23 protein-coding genes and 1 tRNA gene are annotated in these 24,697 nt (G+C 66.4%); 15 read left to right on the plus strand and 9 right to left on the minus strand.

The genetic code is table 11. The features are described from left to right. Positions 1 to 2 precede the first annotated feature (2 nt). The 6 genes from B9N43_RS04655 to B9N43_RS04680 all read right to left on the minus strand — a co-directional run bounded on the left by B9N43_RS04655 (position 3) and on the right by B9N43_RS04680 (position 8,154). Positions 3 to 674 (minus strand): nitroreductase, encoded by a 672-nt coding sequence (locus B9N43_RS04655; RefSeq protein ID WP_186453982.1) that lies wholly within the window; start codon positions 672 to 674, stop codon positions 3 to 5. Between the two features lie 27 nt (positions 675 to 701). Beyond that, positions 702 to 1,928, minus strand: a complete 1,227-nt coding sequence (locus B9N43_RS04660) for an acyl-CoA dehydrogenase family protein (protein WP_145841149.1) — start codon at positions 1,926 to 1,928, stop codon at positions 702 to 704. Further along, entirely contained in the window at positions 1,928 to 3,019 is a 1,092-nt protein-coding gene (locus B9N43_RS04665; protein ID WP_145841150.1) for an acyl-CoA dehydrogenase family protein, read from the minus strand. The genes B9N43_RS04660 and B9N43_RS04665 overlap by 1 nt, the downstream gene beginning before the upstream one ends. Before the next feature lie 29 nt (positions 3,020 to 3,048). Continuing rightward, on the minus strand, positions 3,049 to 4,656 hold the full coding sequence (locus tag B9N43_RS04670) for a GMC family oxidoreductase (RefSeq protein ID WP_145841151.1): 1,608 nt from the start codon (positions 4,654 to 4,656) through the stop codon (positions 3,049 to 3,051). Positions 4,657 to 4,727: 71 nt separating this feature from the next. Next, positions 4,728 to 6,914 (minus strand): 3-hydroxyacyl-CoA dehydrogenase NAD-binding domain-containing protein, encoded by a 2,187-nt coding sequence (locus tag B9N43_RS04675; protein ID WP_145841152.1) that lies wholly within the window; start codon positions 6,912 to 6,914, stop codon positions 4,728 to 4,730. 31 nt (positions 6,915 to 6,945) lie between these two features. Beyond that, positions 6,946 to 8,154: an acetyl-CoA C-acetyltransferase gene (locus B9N43_RS04680; protein ID WP_145841153.1), complete on the minus strand. Its 1,209-nt coding sequence runs from the start codon at positions 8,152 to 8,154 to the stop codon at positions 6,946 to 6,948. A 320-nt stretch (positions 8,155 to 8,474) separates the two neighbouring features. Here B9N43_RS04680 and B9N43_RS04685 point away from each other — a divergent pair, with 320 nt between their 5' ends. From B9N43_RS04685 to B9N43_RS17730, 15 genes are all read left to right on the plus strand, one after another. Next, positions 8,475 to 9,206, plus strand: coding sequence for a TetR/AcrR family transcriptional regulator (locus B9N43_RS04685; RefSeq protein ID WP_145841154.1), 732 nt, complete (start codon positions 8,475 to 8,477; stop codon positions 9,204 to 9,206). Positions 9,207 to 9,894: 688 nt separating this feature from the next. Then, the gene (locus B9N43_RS04690) at positions 9,895 to 11,190 is read left to right on the plus strand and encodes a putative bifunctional diguanylate cyclase/phosphodiesterase (protein WP_261379388.1); all 1,296 of its coding nucleotides are present in this window, start codon (positions 9,895 to 9,897) and stop codon (positions 11,188 to 11,190) included. A gap of 2 nt (positions 11,191 to 11,192) precedes the next feature. Next, the gene (locus B9N43_RS04695; RefSeq protein ID WP_145841155.1) at positions 11,193 to 12,071 is read left to right on the plus strand and encodes an HDOD domain-containing protein; all 879 of its coding nucleotides are present in this window, start codon (positions 11,193 to 11,195) and stop codon (positions 12,069 to 12,071) included. Between the two features lie 266 nt (positions 12,072 to 12,337). After that, positions 12,338 to 13,261, plus strand: a complete 924-nt coding sequence (locus tag B9N43_RS04700; RefSeq protein WP_145841157.1) for an NAD(P)-dependent oxidoreductase — start codon at positions 12,338 to 12,340, stop codon at positions 13,259 to 13,261. 2 nt (positions 13,262 to 13,263) lie between these two features. Continuing rightward, positions 13,264 to 14,673, plus strand: a complete 1,410-nt coding sequence (gene selA / locus B9N43_RS04705) for an L-seryl-tRNA(Sec) selenium transferase (RefSeq protein WP_261379389.1) — start codon at positions 13,264 to 13,266, stop codon at positions 14,671 to 14,673. Beyond that, positions 14,670 to 16,610, plus strand: a complete 1,941-nt coding sequence (gene selB, locus B9N43_RS04710; RefSeq protein WP_145841158.1) for a selenocysteine-specific translation elongation factor — start codon at positions 14,670 to 14,672, stop codon at positions 16,608 to 16,610. The genes selA and selB overlap by 4 nt, the downstream gene beginning before the upstream one ends. 8 nt (positions 16,611 to 16,618) lie before the next feature. Then, a tRNA-Sec gene (locus tag B9N43_RS17135) sits at positions 16,619 to 16,712 on the plus strand. Positions 16,713 to 16,896: 184 nt separating this feature from the next. Continuing rightward, a complete protein-coding gene (locus B9N43_RS04715; protein ID WP_145841159.1) occupies positions 16,897 to 17,913 on the plus strand; it encodes a hypothetical protein in 1,017 nt (338 codons plus the stop codon). 27 nt (positions 17,914 to 17,940) lie between these two features. Then, positions 17,941 to 18,528 (plus strand): UGSC family (seleno)protein, encoded by a 588-nt coding sequence (locus tag B9N43_RS17660; protein ID WP_315904558.1) that lies wholly within the window; start codon positions 17,941 to 17,943, stop codon positions 18,526 to 18,528. After that, complete coding sequence (locus tag B9N43_RS04725) at positions 18,525 to 19,520, plus strand: 3-oxoacyl-[acyl-carrier-protein] synthase III C-terminal domain-containing protein (RefSeq protein ID WP_145841161.1); 996 nt, start codon at positions 18,525 to 18,527, stop codon at positions 19,518 to 19,520. Before B9N43_RS17660 ends, B9N43_RS04725 begins: the two co-directional genes overlap by 4 nt. A 99-nt stretch (positions 19,521 to 19,619) precedes the next feature. After that, complete coding sequence (locus B9N43_RS04730; protein ID WP_186453984.1) at positions 19,620 to 20,657, plus strand: AraC family transcriptional regulator; 1,038 nt, start codon at positions 19,620 to 19,622, stop codon at positions 20,655 to 20,657. 43 nt (positions 20,658 to 20,700) lie between these two features. Then, a complete protein-coding gene (locus tag B9N43_RS04735; protein WP_145841163.1) occupies positions 20,701 to 21,057 on the plus strand; it encodes a DsrE/DsrF/TusD sulfur relay family protein in 357 nt (118 codons plus the stop codon). 37 nt (positions 21,058 to 21,094) lie between these two features. Further along, entirely contained in the window at positions 21,095 to 22,309 is a 1,215-nt protein-coding gene (yedE, locus tag B9N43_RS04740) for a selenium metabolism membrane protein YedE/FdhT (protein WP_145841165.1), read from the plus strand. Continuing rightward, on the plus strand, positions 22,306 to 22,545 hold the full coding sequence (yedF, locus tag B9N43_RS04745) for a sulfurtransferase-like selenium metabolism protein YedF (protein WP_145841166.1): 240 nt from the start codon (positions 22,306 to 22,308) through the stop codon (positions 22,543 to 22,545). Before yedE ends, yedF begins: the two co-directional genes overlap by 4 nt. 5 nt (positions 22,546 to 22,550) lie before the next feature. Beyond that, positions 22,551 to 22,772, plus strand: coding sequence for a helix-turn-helix domain-containing protein (locus B9N43_RS17730; protein WP_409994725.1), 222 nt, complete (start codon positions 22,551 to 22,553; stop codon positions 22,770 to 22,772). Here B9N43_RS17730 and B9N43_RS04755 read toward each other — a convergent pair. The 3 genes from B9N43_RS04755 to B9N43_RS04765 form a co-directional block, all read right to left on the minus strand. Further along, positions 22,703 to 22,903, minus strand: coding sequence for a DUF3330 domain-containing protein (locus B9N43_RS04755; protein WP_145841167.1), 201 nt, complete (start codon positions 22,901 to 22,903; stop codon positions 22,703 to 22,705). The two genes, B9N43_RS17730 and B9N43_RS04755, sit on opposite strands and share 70 nt — an antisense overlap. Before the next feature lie 83 nt (positions 22,904 to 22,986). Next, complete coding sequence (locus B9N43_RS04760; RefSeq protein ID WP_145841168.1) at positions 22,987 to 23,751, minus strand: SDR family NAD(P)-dependent oxidoreductase; 765 nt, start codon at positions 23,749 to 23,751, stop codon at positions 22,987 to 22,989. Positions 23,752 to 23,818: 67 nt separating this feature from the next. Further along, the gene (locus B9N43_RS04765; RefSeq protein WP_145841169.1) at positions 23,819 to 24,571 is read right to left on the minus strand and encodes a TerC family protein; all 753 of its coding nucleotides are present in this window, start codon (positions 24,569 to 24,571) and stop codon (positions 23,819 to 23,821) included. Between the last annotated feature and the right edge of the window lie 126 nt (positions 24,572 to 24,697).

A 24,697-nucleotide genomic window follows, 5' to 3' on the forward strand; every position in this document is an offset into this window, starting at 1 on the left:
GATCAAGCGTCGTGGAAGGTCACGATGTCTTCGAGCGCGGCCCGCGGAATGCCCAGGTTCGCCACCGGCGAGGCCGTGTCGGCATAACCCAGGCACATGCCGCCCATCACGTGGTGCGAGTCGTCGATGTTCAAGGCGCTGCGGATGGTCTGCGGCCACATGCGCCAGATCACCTGGGGGCAGGTGTCGAGGCCGTGATCGCGGGCCAGCAGCATGATGGTCTGCATCAGGATGCCGATGTCGATGGCCTGGCTCTCCAGCATGATGGAGGGCACGGTGAAGATCAGTCCCACCGGCGCGCCGAAGAACTCGTAGTTCTTCAGTGCCTGGGCGATGCGGCCCTTCTTGTCCTCCTTGGGAATCGCCAGCGCGTCGTAGAGCATCGTTCCGCAGACCGCGCGCCGCTCCTTGAAGGGGTCGGGCAACGGCTCGGGATACATCCCGGGATTGGGCGACTCCCCCATCGGCGTCTCGGCGAAGCTGGTCATGATGCGCTGGGTGAAGTTCTTCCTGGCCTCGTCGGTCAGCACGTGGATGTGCCAGGGCTGGACGTTGCCGCCGGAAGGCGCGCGCAACGCAGTCGCCAGGATGGTCCGCAACAGCGCGTGATCCACCGGTTTGTCCAGATAGGCGCGGGCGGAGGCCCGGCTCAATACGGCTTCGGTAACGTTCATCGTCATGTCTCCGGTTTTGTCGTCGGTTCAGCGTTCCAGATCGCGGAACGGCACCTTGCGGTCGGTGCGGATCTCGCCGGGCAGGCCCAGCACCCGCTCGGCAACCACGTTCTTCAGCACCTCGTCGGTGCCGCCGGCCAGTCGCGCACCCGGCGCAGACAGCCACAGGCGCTGCATGTAGTACCAATCCTCGCCCAGCGCGTGATGGCTCAGCACGCCTTCCGGTCCGGCCAGTTCCATCGCGAAGCTGGCAATTTCCTGCATCGCACGGGCGCCGACCAGCTTGGTGATGGACATTTCCGGTCCCGGCTCGCGGCCCTTGGACAGCGCCGTCAGTCCGCGCGAGATCACCAGCTCCACCCCCTTCTGGCTCAGGTAGGCATCGGCGATGCGGGCCTTGACCCGATCATCATCCAGCGCCGGTTTGCCGTTCCAGCGGCACTTCTTCGCCAGATCGACCAGATGCCTGTAAAGGTCGGTGGGCAGGTTGCCGCCGACGGACAGGCGTTCGTGCATCAGCATGCTCAGCATCACCTTCCAGCCGCCGCACTCAGGACCCAGGCGATGGCTGTCGGGAATGCGCACGTCGGTGAAGAACACCTCGTTGAATTCCCGATCGCCGGACATCTGGTGGATGGGACGGACCTCCACGCCGGGCGCCTTCATATCCACGATGAACATGGTCAGGCCCTCCTGCTTGGGCTTGTCCCAGTCGCTGCGCGTCAACAGGATGCCGTAGTCACAATAATGAGCGCCGGAGGTCCAGACCTTCTGGCCGTTGATCACCCACTCGTCGCCCTGCTTCTCGGCGCGGGTGCGGATGCCGCCGGTATCCGAACCGGCCGCCGGCTCGGAGAACAGCTGGCACCAGATTTCCTCGCCCGAAATGCCCTTGGACACGTAGCGCGCCTTGAGTTCCGGGATCGCCCAGTTCGCCACCGTGGGGATGCACATGCCCATGCTGACGGAAAACACGAATGCCGGCACCAGATAGGCCGCTTCCTCCTGCGTGTAGATCACCTGCTGCATCGGCGTGCCGCCCATGCCGCCGGCCGCCTTGGGCCAGGTGATGGCGGCGTAGCCCGCCGCCGCCTTCCTGGCCTGCCAGTCCTTGGCCGCCGCCAGCCTGGCGGCATCGTCCAGGCCTTCGCCGAACACTTCGTCGGGACGCTGGCGCCGCTGGCCGTTGGCCTCCAGCCAGGCCCGCACCTGGGCGCGGAACGCCGCTTCTTCGGGGGTGTCTCTGAAATCCATTACACAGTCTCCTTCACCAGTTCATCCGCCAGCTGCGCGCGCCAGCCGTGCTCGCTGCCGATCAACTGCGCCAGATAGCGGGCGCGGCGCAGGTACAGGTGGCAGTCGACTTCCCAGGTGTAACCGATGCCGCCGTGGATCTCGATGCCCTCCTCCGCCGCCCGGTTGAACGCGGTGGTCGCCGCCACCCGCGCCGCGCCGGCCGCCAGCGCCAGTTCCGGCGCCTCCGACGACAGCGCCCAGGCGCCGTAGTAGGCATGCACCCGCGCCAGTTCGTTGGCGGTGTAGATCTCCGCCATCTTGTGCTTCAGCGCCTGGAAACTGCCGATCTGGCGGCCGAAGGCCTTGCGCTCCAGCGCGTAGTCGCGGCTGATCTCCAGGATGCGGGCGGCGCCCCCCACCTGCTCGAAAGCCAGCAGCACGGCGGCGCCGTTGTGCACCCGCGCCGCCACCGCCGCCCCACCCTTGCCGCCGGCCAGCTTCTCGACCGGGGTATTGGCGAAGCTCAGTTCGGCGTAGGGCCGGGTCGGGTCCAGGGAAGGCAGCGGCTTGCGGCCGACGCCGGCCTCGGCCAGATTCACCAGCAGCAGGTCGTCGCCCGCCCTCAGCACCGCCACGCCGGCCACCATGCCGTCGGGCACGGCGGACACTTTGCCGCTGACGGTCTTGCCGTCGAAGCTCAGGGCCGGCGTCGCCAGATAGGTCTCGCGGCCGCCCAGGGCGGCGGTGGCGATCACCTCGCCGGACGCGATGCGCGGCAGCCATTGCCGCTTCTGGGCTTCGCCGCCGCCGTGGAGGATGGCCTCGGCGGCGAGGTAGAAGGAGGACGACAGCGGCACGGGAGCCAGGGTGCGCCCGGCCTCCTCGGCCACCAGGCACAGTTCCAGGTAGCCCAGGCCGGCGCCGCCGTAGGCTTCGGGAATCGCCGCCGCGGCGGCGCCCATGTCGATCAGGTTGCGCCAGACCACCTCGGCATAGGCGGCCTGGCCGTCCAGCACCTTGCGCACTTCGGCGGAGGTGCAGGTCTGGGCCAGCATCTTGCCCACTTCCGCCTGCAACAGCCGCTGGTCGTCGGAAAAATCGAAGTTCACGATAGGTTCCTCTGGTTATCGTTAGAAGTTCACTGGGCGATCAACGGCGTCTTGCCGCGGATCAGGTCGGCGGCCCGCTCGGCGATCATGACCGTCGGCGCGTTGGTGTTGCCCGAGGGCAGGCGCGGCATCACCGAGGCGTCGATCACGCGCAGGCCCGTCACCCCCCTCACCTTCAGTTCCGGGTCCACCACCGAGTCCGCGTCCGAACCCATGCGACAGGTGCCCACCGGATGATGTCCGGTGGAGGAGCTGCGGATCACCTGCGCCCGGATCGCCTCGTCCGTGGTGGCATCCGCGCCGGGAGAAATCTCGCACTCGATCAGCGGCGCCAGCGCCGGCGCCTGGGCGACCCGCCGCAGGATGTCGATCGAGGCCCGCAGGATGCGCCAGTCGTCGGCCACGGCCAGGTAATTGGGGTCCACGTTCATCATGGCCGCGGGGTCGGCGGAGGCCAGGCTGACGCTGCCGCGCGATTGGGGATGCAAGCCGCAGGGCGCCAGCGTCATGCCCGGCGCCTCGTGGGGAATCTTGGCCTCCACGCCGCCGCTCACCGGCAGGCAATGCACCTGGACGTCGGGTCGGCTCAGCGTCGGATCGCTCTTGAGGAACATCATCACCTCGCCGGAGGACATGTTCATCGCTCCCTTCTTCCAGATCAGGAAGCGCAGCACCTCGCGCACCAGCCGCCAGCCTCTCAGGTTCGCGTTATGACTGGGGCCGCCGGGCTTGAAGCGCCAGCCCATGGGGAACACCAGGTGATCCTGGAGATTGGCGCCGACCCCGGCGCGGTCCGCCACCACCGGGATGCCGTGCTGCTGCAGTTGCGCGCCGGGACCGATGCCGGAGAGCATCAGCAACTGGGGCGAGCGGATGGCGCCGGCCGCCACCAGGACTTCGCGGTTAGCGCGGGCCTGGCGCAGCTGCCCCTGCTGCCGATACTCGACACCGACGACGGCCTTGCCCTCCCACAACAGACGGTTGGCCAAGGCCCTGGTTTCGATGCGCAGGTTGGGACGCTTCTTCGCCTCGCGCAAATAACCGTAGGACACCGAGCAGCGGCGATGATCGCGGCCCGTCATCTGCACCCAGCCGATGCCTTCCTGGGACGCGCCGTTGAAGTCCTCGTTGAAGGGAATGCCGGCTTGCACCGAGGCCTGGAGCACCGCCTCGCCGAAACCGGTGCGCTCGAACAGCTCGGACACCTGCAAGGGCCCACCCTGGCCGCGATAGGCGCTGGGTGTGCCCGACCAGTCCTCGGAGCGGATGAAATAAGGCAGCACTTCCCTCCAGCTCCAGCCGGTCGCCCCGGCCGCCGTCCAGTCGTCGTAATCCTGGTGCTGGCCGCGCACGTAGATCAGGCCGTTGATGGAGGAGCAGCCGCCCATCACCTTGCCGCGCGGAATGACAAGCGAACGCCGTTCCATCGCGGCCTGGGGCGTCGTCCGATGCACCCAGGCGTATTTGGGATCGAGCATGATCCTGCCCCAGCCGGCCGGCACCTGGAGCAGGTAGTCCTTGTCGTCGCCGCCGGCCTCCAGCAGCAGCACCCTGACCGAGGGGTCCTCGGTCAGCCGGCTGGCCAGCACGCAGCCGGCCGAACCGGCGCCGACGACGATGTAATCGAAGGTATCCATTCCGGGAACTCTCGCTCAAAACAAAACCGGCCGGAGAAACCGCCCTCCGGCCGTATTTCCCAGACCTCTGCTCAGCCCCGTTTCGCCGCCGGCGGGACGATGCGGTTCTTGCCGTAGAAGGTCTGGCCATTCTTCGCCATGTCGCGCAGCAACTGCGGCGGCGCGAACTGCTCGCCGTAGGTCGCCGCCAGGCGGTCGCACTCGGCCACCACCTTGGGCAGCCCCAGCGTGTCCATCATCGAGAAGGGGCCGCCCAGGTAGGGAGGGAAGCCCACCCCGAGGATCGCGCCCACGTCGCCGTCGGCCGGATCGAGCAGCACCCCGTCGGCGATGCACTTCGCGGCATCCACCAACTGGGCGTAGAACATCCGCGCCTTCACCTCGTCCACGCTCGGCTGCTGGGGCAGGCGCGGCCAGATCTCGGCCAGGCCGGACCACAGTTTCTTGCTGCCGTCGGCGGCGTATTCGAAATAGCCCTTGCCGTTCTTGCGGCCGTGGCGGCCGAGTTCGCCCACCAGCTTCTCCACCACGCGGAACACCGGCGTGGCCTTGAAGGCATCGCCCTGGTCGCGCTGGGTCTGCATGCCGGCGTGGTAGGCCACGTCGAGGCCGATCTCGTCGGAGACGGTGAGCGGTCCCACCGGAATGCCGGCCATCTTGGCGGCGTTCTCGATCAACGCGGGATTCACGCCCTCGGCCACCATGCCGACGCTCTCGGAAATGTAGGCGCCGATGAAGCGGGTGGTGAAGAAGCCGGGGTTGTCATTCACCACGATCGGCGTCTTCTTCATCAGGGCGACGAAATCCAGCGCCCGCGCCAGGGTCTCGTCGGAGGTCTGCTTGCCGCGGATCACCTCCACCAGGGGCATGCGCTCCACCGGCGAGAAGAAGTGCAGGCCGATGAAGTTCTGCGGCCGCTGGCCGGCCTCGGCCAGTTCGGTGATCGGCAGCGCCGAGGTGTTGGAGGCGATCACCGCCTGCGGCGGCAGCACCGCTTCCAGCTTCCTGGTGACGTCGGCCTTGACGCCACGGTCCTCGAACACCGCCTCGACGACCATCTCCACGCCGGCCAGCGCCGCGTAGTCGGTGGTCGGATGGATCCGGGCCAGCACCGCATCCATCTTCTCCTGGGTGGTGCGGCCCTTCTCCAGGTCGCGGCCGAGGCGCTTGGCGCTGTAGTCCTTGCCCTTGTCGGCGGCGGCCTGGTCGCGGTCGATCAGCACCACCTCGACGCCCAGCTTGGCGCAGGTGAAGGCGATGCCCGCGCCCATCAGGCCGGCGCCGACCACGCCGATCTTCTTGTACGCGGTCTTGGGAATCCCCTCCGGCCGGTGCATCAGCTTGTCCGCCTTGCCCTTGTTGATGAACAGGGTGCGGATCATGTTGCGCGAGACGGGGTCCTGGTTGAGCTGGGTGAAGTACTTGGCCTCCACCTGCAGGGCCTTGTCCATCGGCAGGAACGGCCCCTCGAACATGCAGGAGAGGATGGCCAGGGGTGCCGGCATGTTGTGGAAGGTCTTGGCCTGGGTCATCGCGTTGCTGACCATCATCATCTGGCCCACCGCCGGGGACAGGGCGCCGGCGCCGCCCGGCACCTTGAAGCCTTTCTTGTCCCAGGGCTGCACCGGGTCGCCCTCCTCGAGAATCCAGCGCTTGGCCTCGGCCAGCAGTTCGACCGCGGGCACCACCTTGTGGATCAGGCCCATCTTCAGCGCCTTCTCGGCGGAGAGCGCCTGGCCTTCCAGCAGCACCGGCGCCGAGGCCTGCACCCCGATCAGGCGCGGCACCCGCTGGGTACCGCCGCCGCCCGGCAGCAGGCCCACCTGCACTTCCGGCAGGCCCAGCATGATGCCCTTGCTGTCGGCCACCACGCGGTAATGGCAGGCCAGCGCCAGTTCGGTGCCGCCGCCCATGGCAGTGCCATTGACCGCACAGACGACGGGCTTGCCGCAGGTCTCCAGGCGGCGCAGCAGTGTCGACAGCGAGGCGTTCTGCTTCACCCGCTCGGCCAGGGGCATGTCCTGGCTGCGGTCCAGGGCGGCTTCCATTTCGTTCAGGTCGGCGCCGGCGGCGAACACCGGTTTGCCGGAGGTGATGATCGCGCCCTTGATGGCGGTATCGGTGGCCACCTGCTGCACGGCGGCTTCCAGTTCGTTCATGAACTTCATGTCCATGACGTTCATGTTGTTGTCCTTGCGATCGAACAACAGGGTGGCGATGCCGTCGGCGTCGACGGAAACGTGGATGACTTCACTCATGGCTATTTCCTTGAATTGTTTCCGGGACGGCTCAGACCAGCTCGATGATGGTGGCGGTGCCCATGCCCGCCGCTTCGCACAGGGTCACCAGACCCGTGCCCACCTGGCGCCGCTCCATCTCGTCGAGCAGGGTGCCCAGGATCATGCCGCCGGTGGCCCCCAGCGGATGGCCCATGGCGATCGCCCCGCCATTGACGTTGATCCTGTCGTGCGGCACGTTCAGCCGCTCCATCAGGCACAGCACCACCGAGGCGAACGCTTCGTTCAGTTCCCACAGGCCGATGTCGGCCACGCCCATCCCCGCCTTCTTCAGCGCCTTCTGCGCGGCGAAGCTCGGCGCGTCCAGCATCAGGGTCGGCTCCGAGCCCACGGTGGCGATCGAGCGGATCCGCGCCCGCGGCTTCAGGCCCAGGCGCTGGCCGATCTCCTTGTTGCCCACCAGCACGGCGGAGGCGCCATCGACGATGCCCGAGCTGTTGCCGGCGTGGTGCATGTGGATGATGCTCTCCAGTTCCGGATATTTCTGCAGCGCGACGCCGTCGAAACCGAATTTCTCGCCCAGGTCCACGAAGGCGGGTTTCATCGCACCCAGGGATTCCAGGGTCACGTCGGGGCGGACGGTCTCGTCCCTGTCCAGCACCGGCAGGCCCAGGATGTCCTTCACCGGCACCACGGATTTATCGAAGTAGCCGTTGGCCCAGGCCGCCGCCGCGCGCTTCTGGCTCTCCACCGCGTAGGCGTCGCACTGCTCGCGGGTGAAGCCGCAGCGGGTGGACAGCAGGTCGGCGCTGACGCCCTGCATCACGAAATACATCTTGAACGCCACCTGCGGGTCCAGCGCCATGGCGCCGCCGTCGGCCCCCATCGGCACCCGCGACATGCTTTCGACGCCGCCGCCGACGGCCAGGTCGATCTGGCCCGCGCCCACCTTGGCCGCGGCGAAGTTCACCGCCTCCAGACCCGAGCCGCAGAAGCGGTTCACCTGCACGCCGGGCACGCCCTGGTCGTAGCCCGCCACCAGCGCGGCGATGCGGGCGATGTTGCCGCCCTGCTCGCCCACCGGCACCACGCAGCCGAGGAACACGTCTTCCACCAGGGCCGTGTCCAGGGAGTTGCGGTCGCGCAGCGCCTCCAGCATCTGCGCCGCCAGTTGCACCGGCGTGATCTCGTGCAGGCCCCCGTCCGCCTTGCCCTTGCCCCGCGGCGTGCGAACGTGGTCGTAGATGTATACGTCAGTCATGACTGCCCTTTTTCAAATGAGTTGAAAAACGATGAACCGCGCCGCCCTGGAAACACACGGATGAGACACATGGATGAAACCCACGGACGACGGATTGGAACCCGTACACGATAATTGACCGGCCGCGCCCGCCCCACAATATGAGCCTAAACCTGAACCATGGGCATGCATCGGGCGCTTGGCCGCTTCATTGCTGACATTCATCGCACTGCACAAAAATGAACAATCGGCTGGAGGAACCGCTTTTCGGCGCATAATGCGCGCCATCCCCTCCTCTACGATGCCGCCGCGCCGAGGCGGCATCGCCCGCCTGTCGCCACATGTCGAAGACCGCCCGCAAAACCGCGACCACCACCGTCAAGCCGCCGCCCGCGCCGCGCAAGCAGCCGATCCAGAAGCGCAGCGAATTCACGATGACGACCATCATCGACGCGGCCCGCAGCATCCTCGAAAAGCAGGGCGTCGAGGCCGTCACCACGCGGCGGGTGGCGGAGCGTGCCGGCGTGGCGGTGGGCACCCTGTACCAGTATTTTCCCAATCGGGACGCGATCCTGATGCAGCTGGCCTACCGCATCACGAACGAGGAGGCCAGCGATGCGCGGCACCAGTTGTTCAACCTCTACCACCAGCCCCTGCGCGAGTTCATCGCGGCGCTGTATGAGCGCACGGTGGCCGTCGAGCGCAAACTGCTGGGACTGGGCACCGATTTCCATCAGCGCTTCGCCCGCTATCTGCAACTGGGCAGCCCGACCGAGACCCCGGCCTGGGACGGGGCGCCGAACTTCCAGCACCTGACCGCCGCGATGGGCAAGGTGCTGGCCGACCACCCCGAGGAAGCGACCGAGGCCGACCGCGAGCTGGCCGCCTTCATGATCGTGCGCGGCGTGCGCAACATGCTGGCCACCGTGGTGGAGGAACGCCCCGACCTGCTCGGCTCGCCGGCGCTGACGCCGATGCTGATCCGCGTGGTGATGGCCATCGCCGCCAGGGACCCCGCACCGCCCACGCCGCCTCCGGCCGACGGCACGCAAGCCGGTCAAGGCAACGCTTGAGCGCCATCCGTTCGCCCGTTCCGGGTTAGCTCAGGGTGTCCCCCATCGTCTGCGAACGGACTTGATCAGCGTTGGGCGCGCTTTTTGCGCCGTAACCCGACACGACTGGAAATGCCGCTCGCCTGTCAAGCAGTGAGCGATTTCGTCCCCATGCCGAACCCCTTGCCTCACCACGTTTATCGCGCCATTACTGGACACCATGCAAAGCAGCTGGTCAAGAGGTGGTCAAATTGAGCGAATGGGTCCCATGCAATGAGCGTTGCCGGCCCGACCTGCGAAACTGCTGGCCCATGCGGTGGCGACAAAAACCCCGCGGCCTGATGGGCGGCGGGGCGGGAGGTCGAAAAGGGTACGCCTGGCCGCGTCGCCGGACGAGACGCGACCCGCTTATTTCGAAGCGATGGAATTGTTCACCGACCTGGGCCGCAAGGACGCGGCCACCCAACTGGCGGTGGACTGGCACAGGAAATTCGGCACACCGCCGCCGCATTGACCCGGCCTGCGTACCCCCTGAGACCGCTGTTTGTACTACAGGAGGATTTTCGTCGTGCCCGCCGTATCGCCGTGGTTAACACCCCACGTAACTACCCCACGTAACTACCCCACGCCATCAAGCGCTGAGATAAACTGCGTAGCGAACGAAAGTAATAACCTCGCAGCTTCTCTCGAGATTTCCTTTTTGAAACGCATGACCCTGACTCGTAGTGATCCGAGCACCGGTATTCTCGACCGGTACGGGTGCCTGGAGCTGGTAACCAAGCTTGCCAGCGGGGCAATGGAGAGTCGCCAGCCACTGGCGGCGTTGTGGATCGATCTGGATCGTTTCCGCCAGATCAACGAATCCTTCGGTCACCTGGGTGGCGACAGCGTGATCCTCCAGATCGTCGATCGACTCAAGGAGCGGCTTTGCGGCCGCGCCGAACTGGCCCGCATGGGCGGCGACGAGTTCGTCTGTCTGGCGCCGCGGGTGGATCGGCGCCATGCCGAGTATCTGGCGCGGGAGCTGCTGGAAACCATCGAGTCGCCGTTGCAAGTGGGGGAGATCCAGCTGCATCCGTCGGCCAGCGTCGGCGTCGCCCTGCTGGATGCGGACGAGGACCCCCTCGCCTTCCTCGAACGCTCCGATCAGGCGATGATCGCCGCCAAGCGCCAGGGTGGAAACCGCTTCGTTTTTTCCGGCGACGAGCCGGTGCCGGGGCGGCTGGGTATCATGCTGGCGCGGGAGGAACTGGATATTGAAAACAAGCTGCATACGGCGCTGGAAACGGGGGGATTGCGGCTCTTCTACCAGCCCATCCTGGGGCTGGACGGCCGCATCGAGGCCGTGGAGGCGCTGATGCGCTGCCATGTCGATGGCGAGCAGATTCCGCCCATCAAGTTCATTCCGGTGGCGGAAAAGACCGGCCTGATCATCCGCCTGGGCGAGTGGAGCCTGCTGCAGGGTGCCCGCTATGCCCGTCAATTGCAGGGCCAGGGGTTCTCCACCAAGGTGGCGATCAATGTTTCCCGCGCCCAGTTGCTGGCGCCGAAGTTTTCCCAGGCGCTCCACGGCGCCATGCTCTGCGCCGACGTGGATCCGGATCTGATCGAACTGGAATTGACGGAGTCCCTGTTCATGGACGTTTCCGACTCGGTGCAGCGGAATCTGCGGGAAGCGCGGGAATGCGGCGTCGGCCTGGCGATCGACGATTTCGGCACCGGCTACTCCTGCCTGGCCAACCTGAAGGACATTCCCGCCACCAAGCTCAAGCTCGACCGTGCCTTCGTCAAGGTGCTGCCCGAGGATCGACGGGCCCTGGCGGTGGTCAAGGCCATGACCCAACTGGGCCGCGAACTGGGCATGACCGTGGTGGCGGAAGGCGTGGAAAATCAGGGGCAGCACGACGTCCTGGCGGAAGCCGGGGTGGACGCCATGCAGGGCTATCACCATGCCCGCCCGATGGACGAAGATGCCCTGCAGGGCTGGTTGCAGAACAAAAAATGAACATGTCCCCGACTCCGGCTCCGCACGACCACGAACGGCTCGACACCCTGCTGGAGAGTTCCTTCCGCAACCTCGACATTCCTCCGCGCCCGGCCATTCTGGAGCGGATCGGCACCGAGATGCGCAATGAGGATCCCGACTTCCTGCGCATCAGCGCCGCCATCAACACGGACGTGAGTCTTTCCGCGGGGCTGATCAAGACTGCCAATTCGCCCTATTTCGGCATCCGGCGCAAGGTCCGCTCGGTCAGGGAAGCCCTGATGATCCTGGGCCTGAGGATCTCGAGCCAGGCCATCGCCGGACTGGTGCTGCGCCAGCTGTTCCCGGCCAGCCAGAACATGGTCCGCTTCTGGGACGCCTCGGCCCGCATCGCCCGGCTCTCGGGCTGGCTGGCCCAGCGCAATCCGGGAGGCGTCTGGGTTCCCTCCGAGGACGCCTACACCTTCGGCCTGTTCCGCGATTGCGGCATCCCGATCCTGCTCCAGCGCATCGGCCGCTACCCGGCCATCCTGGCCGAGGCCAATCGGGCGCGGGAGCGCGATTTCACGGCGGTCGAGGATGACAGCCTGCCCACCAACCATGCGATGATCGGCTGCCTGCTGGCACAGAGCTGGTGGCTGCCGGAAGAGTTGTGCCTGGCGATCCGCCACCACCACAGCGCGGCCAGCCTGGAAGAAAACGCCGAGATTCCGCTGCTTTCCAAGGGCCTGATCGCCTATGCCCAACTGGCGGAACATCTGCTCCAGCACCACACGGGATTGAGCCTGACCCGCGAGTGGGAAAAACTGGGCGCGTCCTGCCAGCGCCTGCTCAATCTCTCCGACGAGCAACTGGAACAGATCCGCCAGGATTCTGCCGACATCGCCACGGCGGAAGAATAGGCAATAGGCCGCCCGGCGCCGGTCCGGGCTCGGCTTCCTCCCCGCAGGGAAGACCGGTCCGATCGTACGACGCCCTCCCCTTGAAAGGGAAGGAGCCGGTTGGTAGTCTGAAGTTCATCTTGACCGAAAATGCCAAGTCTTGGCCGCTTGCGCTCTGTTTTTGCACAGCGCGCCATTCCAAGATTCATCCTGCGAAACGAACAAGTGTGCGAAGCCGTGCCGGCGAGACCGGACGGATATCGTCGCGATTGAGAACGGAGCGGGACATGCGACTGGCGCTGAATTTCGAAGCCCCCGAGATCGAGCAGGCATTGCTGCGGCAAGACCCCGCGCTCGAAATCGTCAGGCCGTCGCCGACGGGGGAGTGCGAGGCCGAAGCGTTGTTGACGCCGCTGCAGGGCAAAGCGGCGCTGCCCGAGTTGCTCGTGAACTGCCGGGGCCTGCGCTGGGTCCATATCTTCGGCACCGGCGCCGATTCCTTTCCCTTCGAGTTGGCCGGCAACCGGCTGATCACCTGCTCGCGCGGCGCGTCCGCCGTGCCCATCGCGGAGTGGGTGCTGGCGATGATGCTGGGTTTCGAAAAGCAACTGCCCCACCGCTGGGTGACGGCGCCGCCCGCCGAGTGGTTTCTCGCCAGCCTCGGCAGCCTCGAGGGAAAGACGCTGGGCTTGCTGGGGCTGGGCAGTATCGGCGGGGAAATCGCCAGGCGTGCCCTGGCCTTCGACATGCGGATCATCGCCAAGGTGCGCAATCACCGGCCGAGTCCGATGGCCGGCGTCGAACTGGCGGACAGCCTCGATGCCGTGCTGCGGGAAGCCGACCATCTGGTGCTGGCCCTGCCGGCCACGGCGCAGAGCCGGGGGCTGTTGGATGCCGACACGCTGGCCAGGACCAAGCCCGGGGTGCATCTGGTGAATGTCGCCAGGGCGAGCCTGATCGACCAGGACGCAATGAAGCCTTTGCTCGACAGCGGCCACATCGCGCTGGCCTCGCTCGACGTGGTCGAGCCCGAGCCCCTGCCGGCCGGACATTGGCTCTACGCCCATCCCCGGGTGCGCGTCAGCCCGCACATCTCCTGGAGCGGGCCGGCGGTCGTCGAGCGGATGCTGGCCGCTTTCCTGAAAAACCTGGACGCCCATGCCCAGGGCCGGCCGCTCGACGGCATCGTGGACGTCGGCGCCGGGTATTAGCCATGAACGACAACAAGCCGGCGATGGATTCCAGGCGCGCGCTGCCCTCGGTGGATGCGCTGCTGCAACGCATGGCCGCCGCCGTCGAACGCTGGGGGCACGATCAGGCGAGCCGGGCCGTGCGCGACGCCCTGGCCGGGATTCGGCATCAGCTGGATCAGGGCCTGGCGGCGGAGATTTCCGCCGACGCGATCCGGCGCAGGGCGGAGGATGCCTTGCTGGCGGGAGATCAGCCGACCCTGCGGCCGGTGCTGAATCTGACCGGGACGGTGCTGCACACCAACCTGGGCCGGGCGTTGCTGCCTGCCGAGGCGGTGGCGGCGATGGCCGCCGTGGCGACGTCGCCATCCACGCTGGAGTTCGATCTCGATGCCGGGGAGCGCGGGGAGCGCGACAGCCACGTCGAGGCGCTGATCTGCGAACTGGCGGGCACGGAAGCGGCGACGGTGGTCAACAACAATGCGGCGGCCGTGTTCCTGGTGCTGAATACCCTCGCCCTGGGCGGCGAGGTGCCGACCTCGCGCGGCGAACTGGTGGAGATCGGCGGCTCCTTCCGCGTGCCGGAAATCATGGCCCGCTCCGGCTGCCGCCTGGTGGAAATCGGCACCACCAACCGCACCCACCTGAAGGATTACGCCGCCGCGATCGGCGAGCGCACCGCTTTGCTGATGAGGGTGCACACCAGCAATTACCGGATCGAGGGCTTCACCCACGCGGTCGACGCCAAGGCATTGGCCGCCCTGGCGCGCGAGCGCGGCCTGCCGTTCGTGGTGGACATGGGCAGCGGCAGCCTGGTGGATTTCACCGCGCTGGGCCTGCCCGACGAACCCACCGTCGCCGCGACCGTGGCCGAGGGGGCGGACGTCGTCACCTTCAGCGGCGACAAGCTGCTGGGCGGGCCGCAGTGCGGCATCATCGCCGGGCACCGGGCGCTGATCGAGCGCATCCGCAAGAATCCGCTGAAGCGGGCGCTGCGTCTGGACAAGATGACCCTGGCGGCCCTGGCCGAGGTGCTGAAGCTGTACCGCAACCCGGCGACGCTGTGCGAGAAGCTGCCGACCCTGCGCCTGCTGACGCGGCCGCTGGCGGACATCGAGGCCCAGGCGCAACGCCTGCTGCCGCAAGTCGCAAGCGCGCTGGCGCCCCGTTTCCAGGTGGCGGCCGTGCCCTGCCGCAGCCAGATCGGCAGCGGCGCGCTGCCGGTCGAAACCGTTCCCAGCGCCGCCCTCGAAATCACGCCCGCGCAGGGCGGCGACGGCGAACTGCGCCAGCTTGCCGAGGCGCTGCGCCACTTGCCGGTGCCGGTGCTGGGGCGCATCTCCAACGGCAGGCTGCTGCTCGATCTGCGCTGCCTGGAGACGGAGGATGTCTTCGTCCGGCAACTGGCCCCGCTGCGGGAGCGGCTGCAATGATCATCGCCACGGCCGGTCATGTGGACCACGGCAAGACCTCCCTGGTCAGGCAATTGACCGGCGTCAATACCGATCGCCTGGAGGAGGAGCGGCGCCGCGGCATGTCCATCGAACTGGGCTTCGCCTACCGGGAGACGGATGCCGGTCATTCCGTCGGTTTCATCGACGTACCGGGGCATCGGCGCTTCATCAACGCCATGATTTCCGGCATCCGCGGCGTCGATCTCGGCATGCTGGTGGTGGACGCCAACGACGGCGTGATGCCGCAGACCCGGGAGCATGTGCAGGTCATGGAACTGCTCGGGGTTCGCGAGCGCATCGCCGTCATCACCAAGATCGACCGCGCGGCGACGGCGCGGGTGGCGGCCGTGCGCGACGAGGTGTTGCGGTTGCAGCCCGGCTGCGAAGTCTTCCCGGTTTCCAACGCCACGGGGGTCGGCATCGCGGCGCTGCGGGCCGGTCTCGACAGTCGGGCGGCGGCGCTTCGGACGCGTGCCGCCGGCGGATACTTCCGCCTGTCGGTGGATCGCGCCTTCGTGCTGAAAGGCGCCGGGCTGATCGTGACGGGGACCGCCACCGCCGGGCGCGTGGCGGTCGGCGACACCTTGCGGCTGCTGACGGCCAAATCCCCGATGGCCGGCACCAAGGTGCGGGTGCGCGGCATCCATGCCCAGGACCGGCCGTCGCCGACGGGCTGCGCCGGGCAGCGTTGCGCGCTGAACCTGGTCGGCGACGTCGCCCGCGAGGACATCCAGCGCGGCGACGTGCTGTCCGATCCCCGCTGCGTGGCGCCCGGCCTGCGCTTCGACGCGCGCCTGCGCTTGCTGGCCGATGCGCCCTTTGCCCTGAAGCATCTGCAGCCGGTGAAGCTCCATCTCGGCGCCAGGCGCTTGCAGGCGCGGGCGTATTTCCTCGATGACACGGTGGCGGGGCACGGCGGCGCTGTCGAAGGCGACACCCGCCTGGTGCAGTTCATCCTCAAGGAACCGCTGCAGGTCTGCTGGGGCGACCGCTTCCTGATCCAGGACGACAGCGAAAGCGCGATCCTCGGCGGCGGCACGGTGCTGGCCCCCAACGCGCCGCAATGGCGCAAGCGCCAGGACTCGCGCCTGCGCTACCTGCGGGCCATGACCCTGGATGATCCGGCCGCGATCCTGCGCCGGCTGCTGGTCGAGGAGCGGCAGGTCGTCGATTTCCGCGACTTCGCGCTGTCTTTCAATCTGCAAGCGGCGGAGGCCGAGGCATTGCTGGGAAGCCCTGGCCTGGCGGGCATCGTCCGTGTGCAGGCGGACACCGGCGACTGGCTGCTGGAAACACGCCGCTGGGACACCCTTCGGGAAGCGTTGCAGCGGGCGGTCGAGGCGTGGCATTCGAGCCGGCCGATGGAGACCGGCATCCCGCAGGAAACCCTGCTGCTGCGGAGGGACGCTTCCGTTCCCGCGCCGTTGCTGGCCGCCGTGCTGGATGGCCTGATCCGGGAAAAGCGTCTGCTGCGGACGGGCGGGCTGATCAAGTGCGCGACGCACCGGCCCGCGGTTTCGCCCCTGATCCAGGATGCCTGGCAGCGCCTGCGGGCCTTCCTGGCCCAGGGCGGCTTCCGGATTCCGCTGTTGTCCGAGATCGAGCGGGAACTCAAGCTGGGGCAGAAAGTGCAGGCGACCGTCATCGCCACCGCGCTGCAGGCGGGCAACCTGCGCCGGATCAGCCCCAAGCGGGTGGCCCTGCCGGACGTGCTGCTGGGCCTGGCCGCCGAGATCAATCGGCTCGCCGTCCGCCAGGACAGCTTCTCGGTGATCGAGGCCAAGACCCATCTCGATCTGGGGCGCGATCTGACCATCGAGATCCTGGAGTATTTCGACAGCATTCACTTCACCCAGCGCCAGGGCAACGGCCGCCGGGTCAGGGACGCGGCATTGCCGCAAAGGATTTTGACGTGAACGACGCAGGAAGAGCGATGTCCCCGGTGGGGCACCTGGTCTTCAAAACCAGAGAAGTGCTGGCTCAGCGCTTGGTGGGTTCGACTCCTACCTCTTCCGCCAACAAGGTTCGCCCCCCTTCTCCCCCCTCCGGGGGGTTCGCTGCGGTTCGCTGCGCTCGAAACTACGGGGAGCGTTGTGGCAGCAGTGTGCCGCTTGCGCCTCCGGCGCGTGCCGCTTTTCCTTGGGGCGGCCCGGCGGGAAAGCTGTGGGTTAAAGGTGGTGTAGCGATGAAAGGAGATCAGTGGTGAGCCACGGCGTACTGGACGACATCGAGAAGTGCATGGAGAGCGGCTGGACCGACGGTCTGCCGGTGATTCCGCCCTATGGCAGCCTGGTGGATCCCATGCTGGAGGCCCTGGGCTGGCAGGCCGGCGACGTGGTGGGGGAGATACCCGACCAGAGCATCAAGGTCCGCGCCGAGCAGGTGGCGGCCACGGCGGTGATGGCCGGCTGCAAGACCGAGTACGCGCCGGTGCTGCGGGCTCTGGCCCTGGCCATCCTGGACCCCCGGTTCAACGTCAGCGGCGTTGAAGTGACCACCGGCGGGGCCAGCGTGCTGGTCATCGTCAGCGGTCCGGTGGTGGCGGCCCTGGGCTTCGAGCATGAAGCCAACGCGTTGGGCGCCAACAGCCGGATCAACGCCACCGTGGGGCGTTTCGCCCAGATGATGCGGCTGTTCTGCGGCAAGGGCGGCGGCGTGCTGCAATCCCACGGTACCGTGGGGCATCCCGGCCGGCTGTCCTTCTGCATCGCCGAGCATCCCGAAACGGCCTGGGGGCCGTACCACACCCAGTTTGGTCTGCCCGCCGAGGTTTCCGCCGTATCGATCATGGCCAGCGAAGGACCGAACTCCTGCAACAACCACTATGCCCGGAGCGGGGCGGCGATTCTGGACACCATCGGCGACTGCATGCTGCATTATGGGCAGACCGCCTGGTACTACCGCTCTTCGGGCTATCTGGTGGTGATTGCGCCGGACCACATGGCACTGGTGAAGCCGGAGTTCACGCGGGAACAGGCGCGGCAATACCTCTACGAGAATGCCCGGCGCCAGACGGATGATCTGGTGAAGGTGGGGCGGATCGCCATTCCGCCCCTGGAGTATGCGGAGGTGGAGTTCGGCGCGATGCGCACGCCGCTGAAGACAATCGACCAGTTGACCTTCATCGAATGCGGTGCCGCCGGCGGCCGCTTCTCGGCCGTCATCCCGCGTTGGGCGGGCAGCCAGAATGTCGTCTGCAAGCAGATCGAAGGTATTTGAAATCGGGATTTTTTACGGAGGTGATCAATGAGCAAGTCCATGACGGAGAAACTGCCGGCCAAACAACTGATGAGCTGCGGCGAGGTGAGCTGCGAGGTGCTGGTGAACCCCATCCCCCGGCCCGAGTCCGATCCCATCAGGATCACCCTCAAGCCGAAGGTGCCCCGCGTCACCCTGCTTGACCACAAGAAGCCCAACTCCCTGGCGATCCTGCGCTTCACCCAGCAGATTCTGCGGCAGCGGGGCATCGAGGTGCGCGAGGAGATTCTGCAGAAGAATGACGCCGGCACGCCCATGCCGGCGGTCCTGCTGGCCTCCCTGTCCCAGGAGCCGGGGCTCGTCTTGTGCGGAGTCTCCGATTGAGGGAGTTGTTCGTCGGGCAGTTCGCTTGACGCCATTGCTTTGCAGCGGGCCGGTGTCGCCGGTTTCGCGATTCTGACTGAACCTTTCGGGGACCAGGTGAACCGGTGCATGGCCTACCAGCCGGCGGACCGGCCGCTCCCCGCCATCGTGATCGATCATCCGACCCAGATGGTCCCGGAAGAAGTACTGCGGCAGCGGGCGAGCCAGATCGCCGACGCCGTGGAGCGTTTATTGAAGGATGAAGCGCCATGAGTACGGAAACGACCCTGTCGATCCTCGGCACCGGCATTTACCTGCCGCCCGCACACCCTGTGTGCGAAGTGGCCGCCGCCGCGGGGGCCGATGTGAGCAACTACCAGGGCTGGCCCAACGTCTGCCATGCCCTGGCGGACGACCACCCCGGCACCATGGGGGCCGCGGCCCTCAAGGCGGCCCTGGCGGATGCCGGGGTGGCGCCCGAGGAACTCCGGCTGGTGCTCTTCGCCGGCATCTCCCGGGACTATCTGCCGTCCTTTTCCGTGGCCACGGAAATCATGCAGGCCTGCGGCGCCCAGGGCCACTGCCTGGGACTGGACATGACCATCGGCTGCCTCGGCGCCCTGTCCGCCCTGGACATGGCCCAGGGCTGGCTGGCGCTCCACGGCGGCGGTGTGGCGGCGATCGTCACGGCGGAACGCTGGTCCTACACCGTGGATCATGGCTCCGTGGCGAGCATGGGACTCTGGGCCCACGGCGACGGCGCCAGCGCCGCCGTGGTGTCTCTGGGAACCTCTCATGCCGCCAAGGCGATCTTCCACGGCGTGGAATTCACCACCCAGAGCGACCTGAACGGCACGGTGCTGGTCAAGTACGGCGGCACCCGCCATCCGGTGGCCCCGGCGGGGGCCAATCCCGCCGAGCGACTGTTCATGGGCACCTCCCGGGCCGATATCCGCGAACGCTATGCCTACGGTTATTCGAGCAGCCTGGAAGCCATGAAAAGGCGCTTCGGCGTTGCGCCCGACCGGGTGATCATCAACCAGACGGCCGCCCTGTTCCTGCACCTGATCGCCCAGGTGATCGGCATTCCCATCGAACGCTTTCTGCTGACCGGGCCCGAGACCGGACACGTGGGCTCGGCGGATCTGCTGATCGGCCTGGACCGGATGCTGAAGTCGGGGCCCTTCCATGAACCCTGTCTGCTGGCGAGCAGCACTCCTTACGCTTTCGGTGCGGGATTGTTGATGCCTCCGACGCCCGGATAAGGGCTGACTGGAATGGCGGAGATGGCTTCACCCGGGGCGCAAAGCCGATTAACCTGCCGGGCTGGTGAAGGAGCGCCAATGGCGGGGGGCGGAGTCGCGATGGTTTCGATGAGTTATGTGGCCTGGATGGCCGAGTTCATGACGTCCTGCGGGATTGCCCGGGCAGCGTTGCTGAAGGGCACCGGCCTTGAAAATCGTGATCTTTCGGAACCGGGCGGCATTTCGGATGCACAGCATATCCGCCTGCTGCGCAACGCCCGGCGACTGAGCCGCGATCCCGCCCTCGGTCTGGCCCTGGGAAGCAATCGGCCCATCTCCACCTTCGACAGCCTGGGCTTCGCCATGCTGTGTTCCGAGACCCTGCGTGAGGCCATCCTGATGGGGTGCCAATACCAGAAGGTTCCGGGCCGCTTCAGTGGCCGCCTGGTCTTTCTTTCCCTGCGCACCGAAGGCGACGAGGCCGTGCTGGAGGTCGAGGCGGCGGTGGCTCCCGACGATCTGGTGCTGTTCGCGGTGGAGGACATGCTGGGCAGCATCCTGTCCGTGACCCGCTGGGTGACCGGCCGGCCGCTGCCGCTGCGGGAAATCCGCTGCGGTTTTCCGCGTCCGGCCCATGGCGAGTCCTACCGCCAGTACTTCACCTGCCCGGTGGTGTTCGATGCGCCCCGGACGCAGGTGCGTTTCGACGCCGCCTTTCTCGGCACGCGCCTGCCCATGGCCAGCAGCAATGCGGCCCGGATTTATCGTGCTCAGTGCGAGAAGCTGATCAATGCCGATGGCGGCGGCGAAGATGAATGGGTCCGCAACATCCGCACCCAGATGCTGATGTTTTCCGACCGCCTGCTTTCCCCGGAGGAATGTGCCGTCAGGCTGGGCGTCAGTCCCCGCACCCTGCGCCGGCGTCTGGAGGAGCGCGGGATGTCCTACAAGGGCATCGTGGATGATGTGCGGGCCGGGCTCGCCCGGAGTTATCTTGAGTCTTCCCGGCTTTCCGTCGAGGCGATTGCCGAACAGCTGGGGTTCAGCGAACCCACCAGCTTTACCCGCGCCTTTCGACGCTGGACGGGCATGTCCCCGCGGGAGTTCCGCAAACATGAATCCCGGGAACCCTGGCCTTCTCTTTTCGGCAATGACTGACGTCCATTGCTCCTCGGTCAAATTTCATTGAGGTATGAATGCCATGCAAAAAATTCTGATCATTGTCCATGCTCCTCCCTATGGCAGCGAGCGTTGCCTCTCCGCACTGCGCCTGGCCACAGCATTGGCCGGCAAAGAGGAGGCACCTCCCGAGGTGCGTTTGTTTCTGATGTCCGATGCATCGGTACTCGGTTTGCCGAATCAGGTAGACGGCACTGGCAACGGCCTGCAGGCGATGGTCGAGCAACTGGTCGGATCGGGCGTGTCGATCAAGTTATGTCGTACTTGCGCGCTGGCGCGCGGCCTCGCCGAGTTGCCGCTGATTCCCGGCGTCGGCATCGGCACACTGCCCGAGCTTGCGGAATGGACGCTGGCCGCCGACAAAGTCATCACATTCTGATAAGGTCAATGTGGGCAATAAGGAGGATTTCCCGATCATGAGCTGGCAGACGTTTAAACAGATGTACATGGTTCGTTTCTGGTCGCCGGTGCCGGCGGTGATTGCGGCTGGAGTGCTGTCTGCTTACTACTTCGGTATCACCGGAACCTTTTGGGCCGTTACCGGCGAATTCACTCGCTGGGGCGGTCATCTGCTGCAGATGGCTGGCTACCATCCGGAATCGTGGGGCTATTTCAAGATCATCGGTCTGAACGGCACGCCGCTGGACCGGATAGATGGAGTGATGATCATCGGCATGTTTGCCGGTTGCCTGTCTGCCGCGCTCTGGGCCAACAACATCAAGTTGCGTCTGCCGCAGCATCGCATCCGCATCCTCCAGGCAGTGACCGGCGGACTGATTGCCGGTTTTGGCGCACGCCTGGCGATGGGATGCAATCTGGCCGCTTTCTTCACCGGCATTCCCCAGTTTTCCTTGCATGCCTGGTTTTTTGCCTTGGCGACAGCCGCCGGCACTTGGTTCGGCGCGCGTTTTGTCATGCTGCCGTTGTTTCGCGTTCCGGTGACCCTGCAGAAGGTTTCTTCCGCGCTGCCACTCAGTCACGATACCGGCCGGGCCTCCAGGCGGTTTCGTCTCGGCATCCTGGTCTTTGTCGGTTTTGTCTTGTGGGCTGTCGGAAAAAGTTTTGAAGCACCGAAGCTCGGTCTGGCCGCCTTGTTTGGCCTGGCTTTCGGCCTGATCATCGAACGGGCGCAAGTGTGCTTCACTTCGGCCTTCCGTGACTTGTGGCTGACGGGACGAACGCAGATGGCCAAGGCAATCATCATCGGGATGGCCGTCAGTGCGATCGGTATTTACAGTTATGTCCAACTGGGGGTCGCGCCGAAAATACTCTGGGCCGGACCGAATGCCATCATCGGCGGTCTGTTGTTTGGTTTCGGCATCGTGTTGGCCGGAGGCTGTGAAACCGGCTGGATGTACCGCGCTGTTGAAGGGCAGGTGCATTACTGGTGGGTGGGGTTGGGGAACATCATCGGCGCGACCGTGCTTGCCGCCTGGTGGGACAGCATTGCACCAACTGTCGCCACGAACTACGAAAAAATCAATCTGCTTACCGTGTTCGGTCCGCAGGGGGGCTTGATCGTTACCTACCTGATGCTGGCATTGGCGATGCTGGCGGTGCTGTGGTGGGAAAAACGCTTCTTTGTCGCCAAGGCCGCGGCCAGCGCTGAATTGGCTCAGGAGACCGTATGAGCGACGCGATCGCGATACCAGACTATCGTCTGGACATGCTGGGGGAACCTTGCCCCTATCCGGCCATTGCCACCCTGGAGGTGCTGCCAACACTGAAGCCTGGCGAGATCCTGGAGGTGATTTCCGACTGCCCGCAATCAATCAACAATATTCCGCTGGATGCTCGTAATCACGGCTACGAGGTTCTCGAAATCCAGCAGGATGGACCGACCATCCGCTATTTGATTCGGCGCTGAGGTCAGTGTGCCCGGCCCGCAGCTACCTCGAATCGTCGCGGCTGTTGGTCGAGACCATCGCGGAACGGCTGGGGTTCAACGAGCCGACCTGCTTTTCGCGGGCCTTCCGGCGCTGGACCGGCATGTCGCCTGGCGCGACCGGCCATCCCCGCGCCGGCTACTTCTTGGTCCTTGGCGTAGGGGCCGCGGCCGCTTCGTCGGGACGGCGCTGCCTCCATTCCTGGTAGCAGTCGAGGCCGCAGAAATATGCAACGTAATCAACCACCTCCGATACCATGGCGGCCGAGTTCGGAATCTCCTTCCGACACTCCTCGCAGGTGACTTTCTGCAATTCCGGCGGTTTGTTTTCCACGCCCATGGGAAATCTCCCCCTCGTCAGAGGTATTTCATCCTAGGCCGCGGCGGGGGTCGGTGCCAGTTGATGACGCCAGGCGACGTCAATCAGCACATGTTCAAGCCGCCGTTGATGCTGAGCGCCTGGCCGGTGACGAAGGCGGCGCCGCTGCCGGTGGCGAGGTAGAGCACGAGGTCGGCCACTTCCTCGGGGCGGGCCAGGCGCTTCATCGGCGTGGCCCTGACCATCGCGGCGCTGAGCTTGTCGCTCAGGTTGCCGGTGCCGGCGTTCTCGGCGAACAGTTCCGTGGCGATGGGGCCGGGGCAGACCACGTTCACCGTCACGCCGTGGCGCGCGACTTCCCGCGCCAGGCCCTTGGACAGCGCGATCACGCCGCCCCGCGCGGCGGCGGAGGCGGCTTCGGCGCTGGAGCCGACCTTGCCGGCATCTGAACCGATGGTGACGATGCGGCCGCGCTCCTGGCCGATCATCTGCGGCAGCACGGCGCGGCAGCAATAGAGCACGCTCATCAGTTCCACATCGACGGTGCGGCGCAGGTCGGGCAGGGAAATCTCCTGGATCGGGCGCAGCGCGCCGGTGCAGCCCTGGGTGTTCACCAGCACGTCGATGCGGCCGAATTCGGCTCGGATCTGCCCGACCAGGGCGTCCACCGCGGCCGGGTCGCTGGCATCGGCCTGGAGCGCGAGGCAGCGGCGGCCGAGGGTTTCCACCTCGGCCCGCAGCGCTTCGGCCTTGGCGGCGGCCTGGTGGAACACCAGTGCGATGTCGTGGCCGGCCCTGGCCAGGCCCAGGACGACCAGGGAGCCGACGCCGCCGGTGCCGCCGACGACGATCGCGACCGGCGCGCTCATTGGGGAGCCTTCCTCCCAATCCCCGTCCCGTGGGCGGGGGTGGCGGCAACTGGCCGCCGCGCGGCGCTCATTCCGTTTCCCGGACGTAGGGCTCGTGCAGGTCGACCGGCGCCGCCGCCTTCTTGCGTATCCGGATGTTGAGCATTTCGACGCAGACCGAGAAGGCCATCGCGAAGTAGATGTAGCCCTTCGGCACGTGGTGGCCGAAGCCGTCGGCGATCAGCACCACGCCGACGACGACGAGGAAGGACAGCGCCAGCATCTTGATGGTGGGGTGGCCGGAAACGAAGCGGCCGATGGCGGGGGCGAACAGCATCATCAGGCCCACCGAGGCGATGACGGCGGCGATCATCACGGTCACTTCATTCACCATGCCCACCGCGGTGATGATCGAGTCGAGCGAGAACACCAGGTCGATGATCACGATCTGCACGATCACGGCCATCAGGGTCGACGCCACCTTGCGCGAGGCTTCGCCTTCCTCGCCCTCCAGCAGTTGGTGCACCTCGCCGGTGCTCTTCCAGATCAGGAACAGACCGCCGCTGATCAGGATCAGATCGCGGCCGGAGATGCCGTGCTCCAGCACGGTCAGCACCGGCTCGGTGAGGCCGACGATCCAGGACAGCAGCAGCAGCAGTCCGATGCGCATGAACATCGCCAGGAACAGGCCGATGCGCCGGGCGAATTCCTGCTGCGCCCGGGGCAGCTTGTCCACCAGGATGGAGATGAAGATGATGTTGTCGATGCCGAGAACCAGTTCCAGCGCGGTCAGGGTCAGGAAGGCGATCCAGGTTCCGGGGTTGAGCAGAAGTTCGATCATTTTCGAAAGAGGGCAAACCCCACGTCGGGGCAGGGACGCCATTATGCCAGCGGATGCGGCGCGGCCCCCGCCTCGGGGGGCGGGAGTCGAGCTTCACGAGACCATCCTGCCCGCGTTGCCTTTGGC

The organism is Denitratisoma sp. DHT3 (assembly GCF_007833355.1).
GTDB lineage: Bacteria > Pseudomonadota > Gammaproteobacteria > Burkholderiales > Rhodocyclaceae > Denitratisoma.